16 protein-coding genes are annotated in these 19,455 nt (G+C 52.8%); 1 reads left to right on the top strand and 15 read right to left on the bottom strand.

What is annotated here, in order from left to right; translation table 11 throughout:
- Positions 1 to 12: 12 nt before the first annotated feature.
- From PT964_RS21435 to PT964_RS21365, 15 genes are all read right to left on the bottom strand, one after another.
- Entirely contained in the window at positions 13 to 930 is a 918-nt protein-coding gene (locus PT964_RS21435) for an ABC transporter permease (RefSeq protein WP_274365401.1), read from the bottom strand.
- Positions 914 to 1,984 carry an ABC transporter permease gene (locus PT964_RS21430; protein WP_274365400.1) on the bottom strand — a complete coding sequence of 357 codons (1,071 nt, stop codon included), beginning with the start codon at positions 1,982 to 1,984 and terminating at the stop codon, positions 914 to 916. Before PT964_RS21430 ends, PT964_RS21435 begins: the two co-directional genes overlap by 17 nt.
- Positions 1,981 to 3,480 (bottom strand): ABC transporter ATP-binding protein, encoded by a 1,500-nt coding sequence (locus PT964_RS21425; protein WP_274365399.1) that lies wholly within the window; start codon positions 3,478 to 3,480, stop codon positions 1,981 to 1,983. The genes PT964_RS21430 and PT964_RS21425 overlap by 4 nt, the downstream gene beginning before the upstream one ends.
- A gap of 107 nt (positions 3,481 to 3,587) precedes the next feature.
- A complete protein-coding gene (locus PT964_RS21420) occupies positions 3,588 to 4,631 on the bottom strand; it encodes a BMP family lipoprotein (RefSeq protein ID WP_274365398.1) in 1,044 nt (347 codons plus the stop codon).
- Between the two features lie 515 nt (positions 4,632 to 5,146).
- Positions 5,147 to 5,995: a carbohydrate ABC transporter permease gene (locus PT964_RS21415; RefSeq protein WP_425262781.1), complete on the bottom strand. Its 849-nt coding sequence runs from the start codon at positions 5,993 to 5,995 to the stop codon at positions 5,147 to 5,149.
- A 108-nt stretch (positions 5,996 to 6,103) separates the two neighbouring features.
- On the bottom strand, positions 6,104 to 7,057 hold the full coding sequence (locus PT964_RS21410) for an ABC transporter permease (RefSeq protein WP_274365423.1): 954 nt from the start codon (positions 7,055 to 7,057) through the stop codon (positions 6,104 to 6,106).
- Positions 7,058 to 7,191: 134 nt separating this feature from the next.
- On the bottom strand, positions 7,192 to 8,913 hold the full coding sequence (locus tag PT964_RS21405; protein WP_274365396.1) for a type 2 periplasmic-binding domain-containing protein: 1,722 nt from the start codon (positions 8,911 to 8,913) through the stop codon (positions 7,192 to 7,194).
- Positions 8,914 to 9,026: 113 nt separating this feature from the next.
- Positions 9,027 to 10,808 carry a sensor histidine kinase gene (locus PT964_RS21400; protein ID WP_274365395.1) on the bottom strand — a complete coding sequence of 594 codons (1,782 nt, stop codon included), beginning with the start codon at positions 10,806 to 10,808 and terminating at the stop codon, positions 9,027 to 9,029.
- Positions 10,809 to 10,937: 129 nt separating this feature from the next.
- On the bottom strand, positions 10,938 to 11,741 hold the full coding sequence (locus tag PT964_RS21395) for a Nif3-like dinuclear metal center hexameric protein (RefSeq protein ID WP_274365394.1): 804 nt from the start codon (positions 11,739 to 11,741) through the stop codon (positions 10,938 to 10,940).
- A gap of 4 nt (positions 11,742 to 11,745) precedes the next feature.
- The gene (locus PT964_RS21390) at positions 11,746 to 12,594 is read right to left on the bottom strand and encodes an SDR family oxidoreductase (RefSeq protein ID WP_274365393.1); all 849 of its coding nucleotides are present in this window, start codon (positions 12,592 to 12,594) and stop codon (positions 11,746 to 11,748) included.
- The gene (gene uxuA / locus PT964_RS21385) at positions 12,578 to 13,672 is read right to left on the bottom strand and encodes a mannonate dehydratase (protein ID WP_274365392.1); all 1,095 of its coding nucleotides are present in this window, start codon (positions 13,670 to 13,672) and stop codon (positions 12,578 to 12,580) included. Before uxuA ends, PT964_RS21390 begins: the two co-directional genes overlap by 17 nt.
- A 28-nt stretch (positions 13,673 to 13,700) precedes the next feature.
- Positions 13,701 to 14,687, bottom strand: a complete 987-nt coding sequence (locus PT964_RS21380; protein WP_274365391.1) for a glycoside hydrolase family 43 protein — start codon at positions 14,685 to 14,687, stop codon at positions 13,701 to 13,703.
- 223 nt (positions 14,688 to 14,910) lie between these two features.
- The gene (locus PT964_RS21375) at positions 14,911 to 16,533 is read right to left on the bottom strand and encodes an ABC transporter substrate-binding protein (RefSeq protein WP_274365390.1); all 1,623 of its coding nucleotides are present in this window, start codon (positions 16,531 to 16,533) and stop codon (positions 14,911 to 14,913) included.
- Positions 16,534 to 16,623: 90 nt separating this feature from the next.
- Positions 16,624 to 17,541: a carbohydrate ABC transporter permease gene (locus PT964_RS21370; RefSeq protein ID WP_274365389.1), complete on the bottom strand. Its 918-nt coding sequence runs from the start codon at positions 17,539 to 17,541 to the stop codon at positions 16,624 to 16,626.
- Between the two features lie 12 nt (positions 17,542 to 17,553).
- Positions 17,554 to 18,522: an ABC transporter permease gene (locus PT964_RS21365; RefSeq protein ID WP_274365388.1), complete on the bottom strand. Its 969-nt coding sequence runs from the start codon at positions 18,520 to 18,522 to the stop codon at positions 17,554 to 17,556.
- 389 nt (positions 18,523 to 18,911) lie between these two features.
- Between PT964_RS21365 and PT964_RS21360 the strand changes: the two genes are divergently transcribed.
- Positions 18,912 to 19,412, top strand: a complete 501-nt coding sequence (locus PT964_RS21360; protein WP_274365387.1) for a CBO0543 family protein — start codon at positions 18,912 to 18,914, stop codon at positions 19,410 to 19,412.
- The last annotated feature ends 43 nt before the right edge of the window (positions 19,413 to 19,455 follow it).

Below are 19,455 nucleotides of genomic sequence, written 5' to 3'. Positions count from 1 at the left end.
CGCTCTCCTCTCTTATTTGCCGTCCATGCGTCCGGATTGACGCAAATAGCTTTTATCCTTGAACAAGAACATGACAACGATCGTCATCACATATGGCAGCATCATCGTAAAATGCGTCGGAAGCGCTAACCCTTGCAAACGGGTGCTGACGGCATCCATGAAGCCGAACAGCAAACTCGAAGCGGCGACGCCTAGCGGATTGTTCTGGCCTAGCATCGTCGCGACGAGCGCAATGAAGCCGCGGCCCGACGTCATGTTCTCGGCAAACAGCGTAACCTGGCCGAGCGACAGCTGCGCTCCCGCTAATGCGCACAGAACGCCGCTCGCAATGACGGCGCCGTATTGGTACCGTTTAACGGGAAGGCCCAAGCTTTGCGCTGCCGCCGGATTGTCGCCGGACGCCGACAATCGGAAACCGAGCACTGTCTTGTACAATACGTATTGCAGCAAACCGGCCAGCAGAAATGCAAGATAGACGAGTGGAGAATGACCGGACAGCACGTCTCCGACGACCGGAATATCCTTAAGGATCGGGATTTGCCATTTCGGCAACCCTTTCATCGCACTGTCATAGTATTGCCCTTTCACGCCGAATACGGCGAACAAGAGAAACGCCGTAGCGCCTGTCGCCAAAAAATTGATCGCGACCCCCACGATAATCGCGTTCGCCTGCAGCTGAATGCTTAAGTAAGCGAACACGAGAGACACCAATCCGACGCACAAGCACGCGAACAGAATGGCAAGCAGCACGTTCTCGAACAAATAGTTGCCTAGCACCGCCGTGAAAGCTCCCGTCAGCATCATTCCTTCGAGCGCTACGTTAAACAGACCGACTCTCGCGCACAGCGCCCCGCCGAGCGCAGCCAGCATGATCGGAGCGACGACGCGAATCGTCGTAGAGAGCAGCGACCAGTCAAGCAGCATTTCCATTGCCCACTCTCTCCTTTCTGCGGCGGAAGAACGAGACGCTCACTCGCGCCGACACGAACAAGATTAGCGCCGCTTGAATGATGCTGGAAATCTCGAGCGGAATGTCCGTATTGCGCTCAACGCCCATACCGCCGGTTTGCAGCGCGGCTAAAAGCACGGAAGCGAACGCTGCGCCGATCGGGTTGGAATTCGCCAGCAGGGCTGCCATAATGCCGGACCAAGCATATCCCGGCGTCGTTAGCATATTGTCGGTGTAGCGGTACTGCGTCCCGAGCACCTCGAACGTGCCGGCAAGTCCGGCAAGAGCCCCGCTCGCAAGCATGCCCAGCAACATGACCCGGCCTCTCTTGATGCCTCCGTACACCGCAAACAGCGGGTTGCTGCCAAGCATCCGAATTTCGTAGCCCTTCACCGCATATCGCAGAAACAACGCAAGAAGCACGGCGGCGGCAACGGCTGCGATAAAGCCGATATGAAATTGCGAGCCTTGCATCAGCTTCGGAAGCCAGAGACTTCGATCCAGCATCGCCGTTTGCGACGCCCCGGTGCTGGCAGGGTCCTTCAGCGGGAAGGAAACGACATAACCGGCAAACAACGACGCAATATAGTTAAAAAGAAGAGTTGTAATCAGCAGGTTCATACGGAACCGCGTATCGAGCCAACCGGCCAGCACGGAATATAGACCGCCGGCCAGCATGCCGCACAGCAAGGCATAAATCAGCTTGGCGGCGGCGGGACCGGGAATGTACAGCGCCGCGCATGCGGCCGACAACGCGCCGAGAATCATCTGGCCTTCGGCGCCTAGGTTGAAGAAGCCGGCGCGGAAGGCAAGCGACGCCCCGAGCGCTACGAGCATGATCGGTGTCGCTCTCGCCAGCGTGCTTGCCGTGAAATACAAGCTGCCGAATGCGCCCTTCCACATTTCTGCATACGTATCCAGTATGGATCCGCCGACCAGCACGATCAATAACGCGCCGACGAGCAGGCCGAGCGCAATCGCCGTCAGCGAGCCGGCCACCCCCCGAAGGAATGCCAATCGTTTCAAAAGCTTCACCGGTCCATACCTCCCGCCATCAATAGACTGATTCGTTCCTCCGTTGCCTCATCCGCTGTCAGCTCGCCGGTAATCCGGCCTTCGAACATGATGAGAATCCGGTCGGACAGCTGCAAAATTTCGGTCAACTCGGAAGAGACGAGCAAGACGGCGCCGAGCTCCTCTCGGCGCTTCAGCAGCGCCTCATGGATGGTCTCCATAGCGCCGATGTCTACGCCGCGGGTCGGCTCCGCGGCAATGACGAACGGTGTGCCGTGCGCCATCTCCCTCGCGACGATCAGCTTCTGCATGTTGCCCCCGGACAAGTGCTTCGCTTTCGTCTCAGGCGAACCGGCCTTGATCTTGAACGTATTGACGAAACGGCGAACCGTCTCCCGGATGCGGCCTTGATGCAAAATACCATTCGCGCTGTGATCGCCGATATGCCCCATGACGGCGTTATCCGCGATGCTTTCTTCCTTCGCTCCGCCCCACATATATCGGTCTTCCGGGATATGCGCCAGACCGGCACTGCGGATGGACAGCGGAGATTGATTCGTAACGTCTTTGCCGCTGAGCATAATTTTTCCGCGATCGACGCGGCAAAGACCCGCTATCGCTTGAATCAGCTCGGACTGCCCGTTGCCGGAAACGCCCGCGATGCCGACGATCTCCCCCGCCCTCACTTGCAAATCGACGCCGTTAAGGACCGGTCTCGCCCCCTTGCTGCCTGCGATCGTCACATTGTGCACGGACAAAATCTCTTCTCCCGGTTCGATCCGGCGTTTCTCCCGCCGGACGAGCTCCCGGCCTACCATCAGCCGGGACACTTCGTCCGCGTCGGTATCCTTGGCGTTCATGACACCGGTTACGCGCCCGTCCTTAAGGACGGTAATGCGGTCCGCCGCGCTCATGACCTCTTGCAGCTTGTGGCTGATCAGAATGAAGCTGATCCCTTGCCCGGCCAGCTGCCGGATGGACTTGAGCAGCTCCTCGACCTCAAGCGGCGTCAAGGCGCCGGTCGGCTCGTCCAAAATGACGATGCGGGCGCCCTGATTCAACACCTTCAGAATTTCTACCCGCTGCTGGATGCCGACGGGGCAGTCCCCGATCGGCTGTTTCGGGTCGACGGGCATGCCGTATCGCTCGGATAACGCGCGCACCTGTTCGTTCGCATCCGCACGGTTAAATGCGACGCCCTTGCGCGGCTCCCGGCCGATGACGATATTTTCCGCAACGGTAAAAGAAGGGAACAGCATAAAATGCTGGTGCACCATCCCGATCCCGGCCGCAATCGCGTCGGCAGGCGATCCGAACGCCATCTCCTTGCCGCCGAGAACGATCCGGCCGGACGTCGGCTGCTCTTCGCCATACAGAATCTTCATCAACGTCGATTTCCCGGCGCCGTTCTCGCCTACGATCGCATGCACTTCGCCTTCGGCAAGCGTGAAATCGACCTCATCGTTCGCCGTAAGATCTCCGTAACGCTTTGTAATTTTCTCAAGTTGGAGCAGCATAACTCAGCCGTGCCTCCTTCAACTGGGATTGGATGCCTTTCCCACTTCATGCTCTCTAACAATAGAACCGGCTGCCCCATGCAACCGGTTCGCTCGTTATTCTTCTATTATTGAGCCAATGGGTTTTTCACTTCAATCTTGCCCGATACGATGTCTTCGCGAATGGCCTTCAGCTTGTCCACGTTCTCTTGCCCGATGAACGGGCTCAAGCCGGACGGCGAATCGGCGGTTACGAATGTGAGGCCGACTCCGTTCTCTTTCAAGCCGTAGCTGACCGAGCCGTACGTAAACTTGCCTTCCGCGAAGTCTTTCGCCGTCTCATACGTGACGGTGTCGGTCTCTTTCAGCTGCGACAGCACGATATGCTCCGGGTCCTCTACGGTTCTGTCCGTATCTTGGCCGGCCGTATAGAAGCCCTTCTCCTTCGCGGCTTCGAATACGCCGGTATCGCCTACGGCAGACATGCCCGCGATGAAATCCGCCCCTTGCTGATTTTGCAGAAGCGCCAATTCCTTCGCTTTGGCCGGGTCCGTAAAGCTGCCGACATAATTCACGAGCAGCTTCGCATCGGGATTGACGGATTTCAGCCCTTGCTCGAAGCCGGACGTGTATTTGGACAGCAGCGGCACATCCATCGCAACGATTGCGCCGACCGTATTCGTCTTCGTCGAAAGGCCTGCGGCAGCACCCATCAAATAAGCCGCTTCGTGTTCGCGGAACTCGATGCTGCGCACGTTCGGCGCGTCGACGACGGTATCGATAATCGCGAACGCTTGATTCGGATTTTCCGCCGCAACCTTCGTCAGCGCATCCGCAGCGCTGAACGCCGCCGTAATGACCAAGTCATAGCCCTCGGCAACCGCCGCGCGAAGATTTTGCTCCACCTGCGTCGGATCCGTCGATTCGATCACTTTCGTTTCGAGGTCGAAATCTTTCCCCGCTTGTTCAAGTCCGTCTTCCATCTGTGTGAAAAACTGATTGACGCCGATCTTCTCCGGCGTGACGAGGACGACGCGTTTCTTCGCTCCGCCATTGCCCGTATCGTCGCCGGCGCCGTTGTTGTCGGCATTATTGTTCGTATTGCCGCCGCAAGCGGCGATCATGGAAGCTGTCAGCAAGCATACTACCGTAAGCATTAAACGTCTCTTCATGTAATGTAATCGCTCCTGTCGATAATCTACTAACCTTGATACTCTATAAATTTAGTTGTGATAGCGCTCCCATGTCAATATATTTTGACTCATTTCGACAAATTTCCGTACAAAGCGATAAAGTTGGCTGTAAAATGTTCGACATCTATGTTCATTCCCGACTGCTCACTGTTAGGAGCGGCAATCCAGGTATCGGGGCAATCCTATTCGGATGGTTTGCGGTTCTTTCTAACGGACAGAGATGTAGTTATTCGGCGTATTGAATCGCGTTTGCAGTTGTAACGGACACCATTGCAGTTATTGCCTCGAAAAAGCAGGGATCATCGCCAAAAATCGGGGTTTAGCGTCTGTGGTGTCCGTTAGCGGTGCAATGGCGGGTAAATTGGCGTAATAACGTCTGTGATGTCCGTTAGACCGCAGGGGTAACGAGAGGAGCAACACTTCAAGGATAAACGACCTTGTTATACAATATTCCCATAAAAAAACCTTCGGCATAGCAGCCGAAGGCTCACCCGTTACCCTTTCACTCCGCCCAGCGTCATCCCTTTCACGAAATATTTTTGCAGAAATGGGTAAACCATAATAATCGGCAGGCTCGCAACGATCGTCATGGTAGCGCGTACGGAAGTAGGCGTAACGAAGTTGGCGCTCGCATTTTGCGAATTGGCAAAGGCGTCGCTCGCCGTTCTCGCCGACATGGAAGCGTTCGAGTTTTGCAATATTTTCATAAGCTCATACTGCAGCGTGCTGAGATCGATCGTGGATGAGTTATACAGAAAGACGTCAAACCAGGAGTTCCATTGCCACACCGCCGTAAACAAGGCTACCGTTGCGAGCACCGGCACCGAAAGCGGGAGAACGATCTTGATGAAGGTTGCGAATTCGCCCGCCCCGTCGATCCGGGCCGATTCCATAATGCCCTCGGGCAGCCCTTCAATAAAGGAACGAATAATAATGAGGTTGAACACTCCGATTATGCCGGGAACGATGTATACCCAGAAGCTGTTCAGCAGCTCCAATTCCCGGATCAGCAAAAAGTTCGGAATGAGCCCTCCGTTGAAATACATTGTAAGCACGAAAGCGATCGTAACGAATTTCCGAAGCACGAATTCCGGCCGGCTGATCGTGTACGCGACCATCGCCGAGCAAAATACGGTTACCAACGTGCCGACCGCCGTTCGCAGAATGGAAATTAACGTGGCATGAAAAATGGTCGCTTCCTTAAACACATATTCGTAATTGTCCCAAGTAAACACCCTCGGCCACAAATAGATGCCGCCTTTAATCGAATCGTTGGCATCGTTGAGCGAAACCGCCAGCATGTTTATGAAAGGATACAAGGTGACCGTCATCAGCAGAAACATAAAGACGATGTTGCAAAAATCAAATATGCGGTCAGCCGGAGAATGGTATCGGCCGTAAAGCTTTTTGTCATGTTCCACGTTGCAGCCCCTCCTTGCTCGTTAAATGCGCTAAAACAGCCTGGCTTCTCCCAGTCTCTTGGCGATGGAATTCGCCGAGAACAACAGTATGAAGCTTACGACGGTCTTAAAAATGCCCGCGGCGGTCGCCAGCGAGAAGTTCCCCATCGAAATGCCGTATCTTAGTACGAAGATTTCCAGATTTTCCGAAAAATCCACGTTCATTCCGTTGCCGAGCAAATACTGAGGCTCAAAGCCCGTCTCCAATATATTTCCAACGTTCATAATAAGGAGAATAACGATGACCGGCTTCAACCCCGGAAGCGTAATGTGCCGAATGCGCTGAAAGCGCCCCGCTCCGTCGATTTCCGCCGCTTCATACTGCGCCGGATCGATCATCGTCATTGCCGCTAAATAAACGATTGTATTCCAACCGACGTTCTTCCATACTTCGGATGCGCCGAGAATGCCCCAGAAGTATTCTCCGACTCCCAACCATAAAATCGGCTCCTTAATGAGTCCGAGCCAAATCAGCAATTCGTTGACAATGCCGCCGTCCGCGGACAAAGCGGTGGAAATAATGCTTGCGGCGACTACCCATGAGATAAAATGAGGCAAATAGCTGATCGTTTGTACGACGCGTTTAAATACGACTTGGCGCAGCTCGTTTAATAGAATGGCAAGCGTGATCGCCGTGACGAATCCCAATACGAGGTTAATGACGCTCATAGCGAGCGTATTGCGCAGCACGCGGAGAAAAGCTTCGTCCTGAAACAAAAATTCGAAATGCTTGAAGCCTACCCATTTCTGTTCGAACATTTTTTTGGCCGGTTTAAAGTCCTGAAACGCGATCGTCCATCCCCATAAAGGAACATATTTAAAAATAAACAGCCAGATCAGGAACGGAACGGACATGAGAACAAGAGCCCGCTGCTGGAACAGCTTCTTAATAAACAACTTGATTCCCGTCGAATGGTTCGGGTTCGCCCTGGCGGAAGTCGGCAGTGTTGTATCGTTCTCCAATTTCTCTCTCTCCTTTTCGGAACCGCATCGGGGGCAGAGCAAGAGGAAAGGCCGGCTGGAGGCGCACTGCATAATGTGCGATGCAGTAAGCCGGCCTTTCGCTTCACTCATGGCTATTATTTCAGAGAATCAAGCACGTTCTTGATTTGCTCCGTATACCAGCTTTCGTAACCGGCGGTATCGAGCTTGCCGAACTCGCCGATATACTCTTGCCATACCGATTCGAAATCTGCCGGTTTCGCTAAAATCAATTTCGGGATATATTTTTTCGTGAGCTCGTCTTTCTTCGTTTCCCAAATTTGCTGCGGCGACCCTTGCTCCTTCGGAATGCCCCACGCGGGGAACCAAGGACGGTTATCCGGTGCGGCGAACATTTCGGAATACGTCTTTACGCCGTATTTCTCGAGAATCGCTTTGTCTTCCGCCGTAAGTCCCATCTGGAACACTTCCGGCTGCAAGCCCGGCGACAGCGCGTTGCCGTCCGACAGCGTGGAGTTCGTATTGTATTGCGGCCAATCCCAATCGAAATATTTGAAGCCGAATTGTTCTCTGAACGGTTCGTCGATTTTGGCGATTTGTTCCGCCGTGCGGTAGAAGCGGCCGTTCCCGTCGACTTCGTACGTTTCGCCTTTAATACCCCAGCTTCGGAGCACTTGGTTTTCCTCTTTAAGCAGCGTATCGAAGAACGCCATGATGCGGTCCGGATCCTTGGCGCTGACCGTAACGCCTGCGCCGCGGTTTTTCACGAAGCCCGGAGGATCGAGATATTGCTCTTTGCCTCCGTCAAACGTAACCGGGAGCGGGAAATACACGAAATCGTCCTGCGAAGGATCCTTCTTCGCGGCGTCCTTCAAGTTGAGCTGCGCATTGTTGATCTGCCAGCCGTAATCGAAAAATCCGACGACTTTATGAGATGCCAGCTTCGCAATATATTGATCGTAGTTATCGACGAAAGAAGTTTTGTCGAACAAGCCTTTCGCGTTCACTTCGTTCATCTTCTGCGCCCAGCGTTTGGTTGCCTCGGAGGCTGCGTACGTTTTCGCTTCGAACGTGTTCATGTCGACGATCACGTTGCCGTCGTTCGGGTAACCGAGCAGATGCATCGGCTGGTTGGAGGTCGCGAAAAATCTCCAGTCGTGCGTCAAGGTAAGAAAGCCCGTCAAATTTTCGTCTTTGTGCTTCGCCACGAAATCTTCAACCAGCTTGAAGTACTCGTCCAAAGTCCGGATTTTCGGATAACCCGCTTCCTTCAGCACCCGGCGCTGTACCCAGTATGCGCCTTGGTTGATGTTCGGGTCCGGAACGTACTCCCCTACGACCGTTGAAAAAGGCAAAATATAAATTTTCCCGTCGGGAGCTTTCATTTGATTCAAATAAGGGCCGAATACTCTCTTCAGGTTCGGATATTTCTCAATGTATTCGGTCAGGTCGATAAAGCCGCCGGCATCGATCACTTTATCGATCGCGGCGTCCGGAACAAGCACGTCCGGATACTCGTTGGAAGCGATCATCGTACCGATTTTGGTATTCAGGTCGCCGACGAGGTATTCCAGTTTGAAATTGACGCCGGTTTGATCTTCAAGCGCTTTGCCGATCGTCGTCTCGTTGGAGTTGATATCCTTCTTGCCGGCCACACCGTTGAAGTAAGTGAACGTTACTTTGTCGAGCGGTTTCTCGGACTGTTCCCCGGTCCCGGCGTCTTCATTGCCGGACGACTCCGCAGCCGATTTTCCGTTTTCGCCGCTGCCGCCTTTATCGCCGTTTCCGGCGCAGCCCGCAAGCATGGAAACCGTCATGACGACCGCCAGCAGGATGAGCAGTAACCTCTTTTTCGCCATAGCAAAAGCTAACCCCTTTCAAATAAAGATGTTAAATGTAAGCACTTTCATTATAGAAGTTAGCTGAATTTCAGTTAACCGCATAATCTATAGTTTCTATTTAGAAAAGTATATCAAGCGACGGAATACCGATTGTTTTCCAACGGGATGGCGATCCGGACGACGGTTCCTTTCCCCGGCTCGCTGTCGAATTGAATGCGGAAACGATCGCCGTAATACAGCTTTAAGCGATAGACGACATTTTGGACGCCGATGCGGTCGCCCATCTCCTCAGGCCTCCCCAGGTAGTCCCGCAGCTCCCGAAGCTTTTCTTCATCCATTCCGACTCCGTTATCCTTAAGCTCGAATAGGAGCTTGTCCTGCGAAACGCCGATCGTCAATTCGATCAGACCGTTCCCCTTCAGCGGTTCCACGCCATGGATGCTCGCATTTTCCACAAAAGGCAGGAACGCCATCTTAGGCACCTGGCAATCGTAGGCCGACTCTTCCACTTCCAGCCGGTAAACGAGCTTGTCTCCGAACCGGTATTTTTGAATCTCAAGGAAGCAATCGATGAACTCCATTTCTTCCCTGACGGTGACCATATCTTTTCGCCAAACGAGCGAATTTCGCAAAACTTTCGCCATATTCCGGATAATTTTCGCGGTTTCCTGCTCGTTCTTGATCAAGCTGCGCATCCGGATCGCCTCCAATGCGTTAAACAGAAAGTGCGGATTGATTTGGCTCTGCAAGGCGTTCAATTGCGCATAACGGCTCTGCAGTTCAAGATCCTTCTTTTGCAGGTCCGCCATGTAAACGTCTTGGATCAAACTTTTGACCCGCAGCGTCATCCGGTTGAATTCGCCGGTCAGCTGCCCGATTTCATCGCGGGATTCCGCATGATCGATCGTGTCGTATTGCTGGTTTTTTACCTTCTTCATATGCTTCAAAATCCGGGCCAATCGATTGTTCAACGATCTCGTAAACCAAATGATGATGAACGTCGGAATGACCATATTGACGCTTGCCAGCAACACGATAAAGTCGCGCGATTTCCGCACTTCCTTCAGTACTTCGTTCTCCGAGATCGTCCCGATAATGCGCCAGCCGTCCAAATAATTGACGTACGCGTAATCGGTCTCGAGCGTAATCGTGCCTTCGGAGAGCGAAAGCTTGTCGAAGGCTACGTGTTCCTTCCTCCAATCCACGCTTTTATCCGTCGTATAATCGATTACTCCTTTCTCGTTAACGAGATAGATGTTGCCTTGCAAATTCAGATTGGAGAAAATTTGGTTGATCGCCGAAGTCCGCAAATCGATTTTCAATATTTTTTCCCGAGAATTTTGGCCGCTCACGAAATCCATCTTACGGACGATACTGAATGTATCTTTCGCCCCGTTCGATTCGGTCCGCAAAAAAATCGGAGCGGAATATTTCATGCCGGTAATGATCCGATACCATTCTTTGTTCTTTACTTCCTCCGAAATATACCCGATGCCTCCGGAATGCAGCATGGTGGGGTTGTCCACATATACCGTGATCGCCTGGACCGAATGATATACGGGCGCATAGCTGTTGAGCACTCTTCGCAAATAGGAATCGTACGCCTCGAGGTAATCGATCGGGCTGTCGTAATCCGCTTCTATAATCTCGTTAAGCAGAAGATCCGTATAAAACACGCCCGAAATGCCGACCGCATCCTCGATTTCGGAACGGAATTCCTGTTTGATTTGCTCGACGGCCCTTGAGATGTCCTGCATACGCTGCTTCTTCACATTTTCGATCGTGACATTATAAAAAACAATGTTGGTAAAAACGATCGGCACGAACACGGACAGAAAGTATACAATGAGCATTTTGTTCCGTAAACGAAAGTTATTGAGGGTTAGCTTCACGAGAAAATAAACCCCTTCCATTGAAAGTGCTTACATTAATCATAACTTGATTTGCACAAAATGAAAGTTGTTAATTTTCTTATTCCTATGCTTTCGCGAACGGGTGGGGAGCGGGGGAAGAAAATACGGCAGCCGGGCGTCCGGCTGCCGTTACAAAATCCGTATTCCTTGCGGATCGGATATAAAATAAACCGGTATGTCCGGACAACCTTCTTGAAGCTGCGCCGCCAGCCGCCGCATGCCGGGCTCTTCGCTTGCCGCATGGCCGATCAAAACAAGCGCCTTCTTTCGGCCTTGGTGGAGCGCATCCCGCACATACTCCGGCGTTTCCCATTCCGGGCCTTCTCCGGCAATCAAGACGTCAAGCTCCCAATCTTGGAATAAAGGAACGGCGACCGCCCCGACGCCGCGATATCCGACAGCGACGCCTACCCTAGAACATGGCGCGGTCAGATCGCCGACGAATCGGACGTAAGGGAGCTTCAGCTTCTGTTTCAAAGCCGCTATCAGCTCCCGAAGCTCCATGACCGGAATCCGTACAATACTAGCTTCAGGTAGCTGCTCCTTAACATCGTCCTGCCATTCCAAAGCCTCTATGAGTCCGCTCGTAATCCGATCCGGCAAGCTGCGGTGGATGTGATCGTGATTGCGATATACGACCATGCCGGAGCTTTCGACCCATGCTTTCTTCGTCAAAAACACGGGATCGCCCGTTAACGGACTCGTATTGGAATGATGGCTGTAGTATATCCCTTCATGCGTAATGACCAGATTGGCCCCAAGGGCGGCCGCTTGCTCCAGCACGTATTGGGATGCCACGAAAGTCGTTACGATTCCCGTCACGACGGTGTCCGGCGACCCCGCAACGATTCCGTCGACCGTCGCTCCCTGCCGTGCGGCCGGCTGAAACAATCGCTCGATAATTTGTCCGGCGCTCCATTGCTTTTTCGTCATATCCTTATACTCCCGAATACGCCATGAAGCCGCCGTCCACAGGGATCGTGACCCCTGTTACGAAGCCGGATTGCTCGGCATCGATCAGCCACAACAGGACGCCGAGCAAGTCTTCCGGCTTGCCGAACCGTTTCATCGGCGTATGCTCAATGATCTTGTGCGCGCGTTCGGTCAAGCTTCCGTCCGGCTCGGTTAACAGACTTCGGTTTTGCTCCGTAAGGAAAAACCCCGGCGCAATCGCATTTACCCGAATGCCGGCATCCGCCATGTGGACGGCCAGCCACTTGGTGAGGTTTTCCACTCCGGCCTTGGCTGCACTATAGGCGGGCACTTTCGTCATCGGACTCGGCGCGCTCATCGAGGACATGTTGATGACCGTGCAGCCTTCGCGGCCGAGCATCCGTTTCGTATAAATTTGCGTAGGGATGAGCGTGCCGAGAATATTCAGATTGAAGACGAAGCTGAAGCCTTCGGGAGTTAAATCAAAGAAGCTTCGCAGCCCGGGCTTGCCCAAATCCTCAAGCTTCAACGTTTCCTTCGCGGTCGTTCCATCCGGATGGTTGCCCCCGGCGCCGTTGATCAATATATCGCACGGGCCTAAGCGTTCGTGCACTTCCTCATCCGCTCCGGCCACGCTCTCGGCATCCAGCACGTCGCATGCGATCGAGATGGCCTCTCCGCCCGCCGCTCGGATCGCGTCCGCGACTGCCTTCCCATTCTCCGCCCTGCGGTTCAGTATGGCTACCTTTACGCCTTGGCGGCCCAATTCAACGGCCATCGCGCCGCACAGGACGCCGCTTCCGCCGGTGACGACGGCTACCTTGCCCGCTAAGCTCTTATGAATTCCCTGCATGCGCTGTCACCCCGCCTCCCTTCCGTCGCTCCAGCGTGTCCCAGATGCCCCACAAATACATGATTCCCATGGCCCGATCGTACAGCCCGTAGCCGGGGCGGCACTGCTCGCCCCACAGATGCCTGCCGTGGTCCGGCCGGGCGTACCCCGTAAAGCCGATGTCATGATACGCCTGTACAATGCCGACAATATCGACCGTTCCGTCAGTCGTCCGGTGGGACGTCTCGATAAAATCTCCGTTCTCGTATACGCGCACGTTACGAATATGGGCGAACGGAATTCGGTCTGCGAACGCCCGGATCATCCCCGGAATGTCGTTGGACGGATTGGCGCCGAGCGAGCCGCTGCACAGCGTGATTCCGTTCGACGGGCGGTCCACCAGCTTCAGCAGCCGCCGGATGCTCTCATGACCGCCAATAATGCGCGGCAGACCGAAGACGGACCAAGGCGGATCGTCCGGATGAATCGCCATCTTGATCCCGCTCCGCTCGGCGACCGGAACGATTTCCTCCAAAAAATATTGCAGATTGCTCCACAAGCGTTCTTCGGTTACATGGCGGTAAGCGGCGAATAACTCGGACAACGCTTGAAGACGCTGAGGCTCCCATCCCGGGATCGTGAAATCGGGATTGTCCGCGATGCTGCGTACAAGCTCCATCGGATCCATATGCTCCAGCATGCTCTTCTCGTAAAAGAGCGCCGTTGAACCGTCCTCCAGCTCCCGGTACAGATCGGTGCGGATCCAATCGAATACGGGCATGAAATTATAGCAAATTACCTTCACCCCGGCCTGGCCGAGCTTCTCGATCGTTCGCTTATAGTTTTCTATGTACTTATCCCGCGAGGGCAAACCGAGCTTAATATCCTCATGGACGTTCACGCTTTCCACGACATCGATATGAAAGCCGTGCTCCTCCGCTTGGCGCTTGACGGCTGCGATTCGTTCCGTCGGCCATTCCTCTCCCGCCGGAACGTCGTGCAGCGCCCACACGATTCCTTCCACGCCGGGAATTTGCTTGATCTGCCGAAGCGACACCCGGTCGTTGCCTTCGCCGAACCAACGAAACACCATTCTCATCGAAGCATCGCCCCCAAGGCTGTCCGGCTTAAGACTCTTTATAAGGATCGATCGTCCGGATCGTCCCGTCCTCGTTATAGCTCAGCTCCGTATACTTCACGCAGCGCTTGTGATTCACGCCTCCCGACAAGGAGCTGTCGTGATAGAACAAATACCATTTGTCCTCAAACTGCACAATGGAATGGTGGGTCGTCCAGCCGATGACCGGAGTGAGGATCGTTCCTTTGAATGTATACGGGCCCATCGGATTGCGGCTGACGGCATAGACGAGCTTATGCGTCGTCCCCGTCGAATAGGACAAATAGTACCAGCCGTTATACTTGTGCACCCACGGCCCTTCAAAAAAGCGCCGGTCCTCGTCGCCGGCCGTTATCGGGGTGCCGGACTCGTCGACGATCGAAATTTCCTGCGGCTCGCCTTGAAACGACAGCATGTCTTCGCTCAGCAGCGAAACGCGCGGCCCTAGAGCAGGCTCATCACCGGCCGGGCCGGAAGCGTTCGGCTCGTACGATCCGGTCTGCCATTTCTCCAACTGGCCCCCCCATAAACCGCCGAAATACATATACGCACGGTTGTCGTCATCGACCAGCACGGCCGGATCGATGCTGAAGCTGCCCTCGATGCAGCTCTGCTGAGGCGTAAAAGGGCCTGCCGGCGACGAAGCGGTCGCGACGCCGATCCGGAAAATTCCGTCGTGATCCTTCGCAGGGAAAAACAAATAGTAAGTATCGTTCTTATAAGCGGCGTCCGGCGCCCACAGCTGTTTGGAAGCCCAAGGAATGTCGTTCAAGTGAAGAACCTCGCCGTGATCGACGATCGGCGATTCGAAATTGTCCAAGGACAAGACATGATAATCCTGCATCGCATATTGATCGCCGTTGTCGTTATCGGGTCCGTCGTGATCCAGATCGTGCGAAGGATAAATATAAATTTTCCCTTCGAATACGTGCGCGGAAGGATCGGCAGTGTAAATATGCGTAACCAGCGGCTGTTTGGGGATCGGTGCATTCTTCATATCGGATCTCCTTCGCTCTAGTAATGTACTTCCTAACTTCTATTAAATAATGTCAATAACCCAGCTTGCCGTCAGCTCCATTATAATCCAATGATTGCGTTTACATAACGGAAAAATTAAAGCATTTCCCCTATAAAAATAAATGTCCGCCGGGAAAAGAAAATACCCCCTATGCATCGTCTGCATAGGGGATATCCGCAGGAACTGAACTGCATACAACCGCTTATTTCTCCATCATTTTTTTGTATTCGTCCATTTGACGCTGAAGCTCCGCAAGCACTTTCTCATAACCGGCCGTTTTCAGCTTTTGGCGGAATTGCTCCACCGCCTGCACCGGGTCGCCCGCTTTTCCGTACGAAATGGCGGCCCCCATCTCCCCCGTAACTTGAGAGATCGCCGTAATTTCAGCCTCGACCGGCGTCTTGTCGAACACAAATTGACCGTAAGGGAACGGCTTCTTATACTGATCATATTCCGCGTACAGCGTTTCCTCGATTTGATCCCACGTCGTCACGCTCGGAATTTCAAGCTTGTCGACGCGCCCTCCCCAGAAGTCGGAGTAGAAGCCGTCCCTAGCATCGTCGTACCCTTCCGGACGAACGCGTTTGCCGTCTTTGATTTCATATTGCACGCCTTCGATGCCGTAGTTGATCAAGCGGTAAATTTCCTCGTCGTTCCGGATCAAATCGTAAGCCATTAAAGCCCGCTCCGGGTTTTTGCTGTGCGCGCCGACCGATGTGCCCCCGTGCGTAATCGACAGCTCGAGCAGGTTCCCTCTCGTTCGGCCGAACGGGAACATCTGCAATTCGGAGCCCGGCTGCTGTTTGTCCATGTCTACGCGCAAACCGCTGAACGTTTGCGTATGATGCTGGTCGAGACCCGATAATCCCGCCTTCAGCGCCGCGCGGTTGTCGTTTTTATTGTTCAGCACGTCCTCGCGCCAAAAGCCCTTGTCTCCCCACTCCTTCATCGTATTCGCAAAGTTGACGAACGTTTCGTCGAATACCGGGCTCACAACCGTATATTTTTCGTCGTAAGATTTAGTGTAGAAAATCGGCATATAGCCCGTCGACATCGGCAAACCGAGAGCGTCGGTGTACGATGTGACCCAGCCGTCCCAAACGCCGGCCGCCCCGGTCGCGTCCCAAGGAATGACGTCCGATTTGTTATTCTTGACCCATTGGAGATATTTCCCGATGCCTTCAAAATCTTTGATCGGCTCGGTAATGCCCGCTTCCTTCGCCCAATCCCCGCGGTAGAAAAATCCGTGATTCACCCATTGAGTGTAGCTGTCCTCGGGAATTAAGACGATTTTCCCGTTGAATTTGCTCTCCGCCCAGTGCTCCTCCGGAATTTCATTCCACGTTATCGGCGCGTATTTCGGGAGCAAATCGTCGAGATTCATGAACGCGCCCCGCTGTGCGTTGCCCCACGTATCGAGCCAGTCCGTCCCGATCGTAATCAGATCGAGCGGCTCTCCGGAAGCGAGCAGCAAATTGTATTTCGTCTGCCAATCCGCCCATTCGACCCATTTCCATTCGAGCTCGGCGTTAATTTTTTGTTTCATCTTGGCATTGACTTGTTCCATCACCTTTTCGAATTGCCCGTTCGTCGGTTTATTTCCTAGTACGACATGGCTGATTTTGACGAATTTCGAGGTGTCGATATCGCCGGTGTCTCCGCTTGAAGGCGTGTCCACCGATTTTCCGGTTTCCGTGCTTTCCCCGGCCGACTTGCCGCCGTTTCCATCACCGCCGCCGTTTCCGCCGCCGCTGCCGCAAGCCGCGATACCTGCCGCGAGTACAAGCGCCATAAGCAGAGTGAACCATTTCCTTGCCTTCGACATTTGTTCTACCTCCCCGATTTTGGATCTTCGACAACATGAATGGTTGTATGTGTAGAGGTCCGTAACGATTGCGCAGACCCCGTCCCACCGTTAGCCTTTGACCGCTCCGACCGTAATGCCCTTGATGAAATATCGCTGCACGAACGGATAAAACAAAATGACCGGTCCCGTCGCCACAACGGCCGTCGCCATCTTCATCGATTCGAGCGGCACGTCCCGGAGTTCTACGTTGGATGCCGCAGCAGAGTTCCGGATAAAATCGGCGGTGGTGATTGTGTTGTAAAGAAACAATTGAATGGGCCGATATTTCAGATCCGACGAAAGAAACAGCATCGAATGGTACCATTCGTTCCAATAGCCTAAAGCGATAAACAAACCGATCGTAGCGAGCGCGGGTGTCGTCATCGGCAAAATCAGCCTTGTGAAAATCGTGAAATCGCCTGCGCCGTCCATCTTCGCCGATTCGGTAATCGCATGCGGAATCGATTTGACGAACGCCCTCATCATGATAATGAGGAACGGACTCATGAGCCCCGGCAGCAGCACCGCAAGGTAGTTATCCTTCAAGCTCAAATATTGCGTCATCAGCAAGTAGAACGGAACGAGTCCGCCGGAGAACAACGTCGTGAAGTAAATAAAGAACGATATCCCGTTGCGCAGTTGAAAATCGGGACGCTGCAGCGCGTAGCCGGTCATGGCGACGAGAAACAGCCCGACCGCGGTGCCGACGAGCGTGATTCCTATGGTCACCAGGTACGAACCTAAGATCATACCCGGATTCTCAAAAACGATCTTGTAAGCGAACGTGCTGAACTCCCGCGGCCAAAAATTGAACCCGTACTTCTTAATCGACATTTCCGCCGTGAAGGACGTTCCCAGCACGAGCAAAAAAGGCAAAAGACAGCACAGCGCAAAGAACGAAATAAAGGCGTAGCCGAAAATTGTAATGACGGTGCCGCTTACATCCGTGCGAATGCTGCTAGTCGAATGCTCCGATTCGCGTTCCATGTGCCGCCCCCCTTAAAACAGCGAATTTTCCGGCGAAAGCTTCCGTACAAGCCAGTTCGCGGTTATGACTACAACAAATCCGAATACCGACTGATACAAGCTGACGGCGCTGCCGATCGAGAAATTGAAGTTGTTCATCAAGGTACGGAATACATAGGTTTCAATAATGTCCGTCGTCGCATATAAGCTTGTATTGTTCGCCCCGACCAAGTTGTAAAACAGTCCGAAGTTCCCTTTGAGAACCCCGCCTAACGAGAACAACAGCAAGATGATGAACGTCGACTTCAGCCACGGCAGCACGATATACCAAATCCGCTGAAACGCGTTGGCTCCGTCGATTTCCGAAGCTTCTACGATTTCGTTATCGAGCCCCATGATCGCCGCAAAATAAACGATCGATCCGTACCCCGTGGACTGCCAAAGATATGTAAGGATAATGATGAACGGCCAAATATCCGGATTGGAATACGTCTTGATCGGCTCCATGCCGAACGACCGCAGCATGACATTCAAATAACCGTAATCGTAGCTAAGCACGTTGTAGGCGATCAAGCCGATCAGTACGGCGGAAATAAAGTGAGGGAGAAACATGAGCGTTTGCGAAATTTTTTTGAACCACTTCCTTCTTAGCTCGTTGAGCAGCACTGCGACAAAGATTTGCAGCACGTTACCCAGCAAAATGAATGCGAGATTATAAGCGACGGTGTTGAAGGTGAGACGCCACAAATCGCCGTTGATGACCAAAAACCGAAAATTGTTAAAGCCGACGAACGGGCTGCGGAAGATGCCGTCCGAGTAATTGTAATTAATGAAAGCAAGGTACAAGCCGGGCATCGGCAAGTAAGCGAATACAATGAAAAAGGCGATGGCGGGCAAGCACATCAACAGCAGCGTCCTATTATTCCAAAATTTTCTGAAACCCGAGCTCGTTCGTTTCGAGTGTCCTCTTCGCAGCACTGTCGGTTCGGCTGCCGAATTCATTAGCATCCCTCCTGTTCTTTATATTCCCGAAAATATGAATGAAATGGGTTTCATGAAATCCACTTCATAATTCGGGATATTTATATTGCAGAGCCGCACAACTTAGACCAGTAGAATTTCGACATGATGAAAACGATTCGGAAGGGTTTTTAAAAGCTTATGAAGAGAATCACCGTGTAGATTTGCTATTAGAGGAAGCGCTTACATATAGAATAGCAAGGAATAGCTTTCTTGTCATTCAATTTTTTTACAGCCGGTTCAATAATTTTTACGATCGTTTCCATATCCGAATATCTGCGAAATTTGATGGCGATACAAATAATATGGCGGAATCATTGTTGGCATATATTCGCCGCAGCTTACGAATTTGCATTGGGAGGATAGGCAGGATGATCTTGTTGACGAATGCGGCCTTCCTAACGGCAGCTATTGTTACGGGGGCGATCAAGCATTGGAGGAACTACTATCCGACCGTCGTATACTTGTCTTTATGCAATCTTTTGTATAACTTTTTAGCCAAAAAGCATCTGACTTGGCAGTTCCACCCCGACTGGCTATTGAGTCACAAAGTATCGGATCTTTTGAATACATTCGTGCTGCTGCCGTCGGCCGCCATGCTCTATTTGCATTTCTTTCCCATGACGAAGGGGAAGAAAATCGCATATTACCTGGCATGGGTTGCCGGCTTTTCCGCCTTGGAGTACTTATGGTTTCTTTTTAAACGGATTACTTACCAGCATGGCTGGAGTTTCATCTGGTCCATCGGATTTTACTTTGTTATGTTCCTTGCGCTCAGACTGCACTATACGCACCTCGGCAAGGCTTTGTTTCTATCGCTTGCCGTTATCGTTTTTTTAATCATCCGCTTTGATGTTCCGATTCGGGAGTGAAAAAAAACTACGACTGACCAATTAACTAACAAGGATTTCCATA

Origin of the sequence: Paenibacillus thermotolerans, from assembly GCF_028745515.1 — a bacterium.
Lineage (GTDB): Bacteria > Bacillota > Bacilli > Paenibacillales > YIM-B00363 > Paenibacillus_AE > Paenibacillus_AE thermotolerans.
This window is presented reverse-complemented; position numbering and strand designations above follow the sequence as displayed.

Coding starts and splice junctions, on each gene's coding strand:
- PT964_RS21365 (WP_274365388.1), bottom strand. CDS start 18,522: ATGAATTCGGCAGCCGAACCGACAGTGCTGCGAAGAGGACACTCGAAA.
- PT964_RS21370 (WP_274365389.1), bottom strand. CDS start 17,541: ATGGAACGCGAATCGGAGCATTCGACTAGCAGCATTCGCACGGATGTA.
- PT964_RS21380 (WP_274365391.1), bottom strand. CDS start 14,687: ATGAAGAATGCACCGATCCCCAAACAGCCGCTGGTTACGCATATTTAC.
- PT964_RS21435 (WP_274365401.1), bottom strand. CDS start 930: ATGGAAATGCTGCTTGACTGGTCGCTGCTCTCTACGACGATTCGCGTC.
- PT964_RS21425 (WP_274365399.1), bottom strand. CDS start 3,480: ATGCTGCTCCAACTTGAGAAAATTACAAAGCGTTACGGAGATCTTACG.
- PT964_RS21400 (WP_274365395.1), bottom strand. CDS start 10,808: ATGGAAGGGGTTTATTTTCTCGTGAAGCTAACCCTCAATAACTTTCGT.
- PT964_RS21390 (WP_274365393.1), bottom strand. CDS start 12,594: ATGCAGGGAATTCATAAGAGCTTAGCGGGCAAGGTAGCCGTCGTCACC.
- PT964_RS21420 (WP_274365398.1), bottom strand. CDS start 4,631: ATGAAGAGACGTTTAATGCTTACGGTAGTATGCTTGCTGACAGCTTCC.
- PT964_RS21360 (WP_274365387.1), top strand. CDS start 18,912: ATGATCTTGTTGACGAATGCGGCCTTCCTAACGGCAGCTATTGTTACG.
- uxuA (WP_274365392.1), bottom strand. CDS start 13,672: ATGAGAATGGTGTTTCGTTGGTTCGGCGAAGGCAACGACCGGGTGTCG.
- PT964_RS21405 (WP_274365396.1), bottom strand. CDS start 8,913: ATGGCGAAAAAGAGGTTACTGCTCATCCTGCTGGCGGTCGTCATGACG.
- PT964_RS21375 (WP_274365390.1), bottom strand. CDS start 16,533: ATGTCGAAGGCAAGGAAATGGTTCACTCTGCTTATGGCGCTTGTACTC.
- PT964_RS21415 (WP_425262781.1), bottom strand. CDS start 5,995: ATGTTTCTGCTGATGACGGTCACCTTGTATCCTTTCATAAACATGCTG.
- PT964_RS21395 (WP_274365394.1), bottom strand. CDS start 11,741: ATGACGAAAAAGCAATGGAGCGCCGGACAAATTATCGAGCGATTGTTT.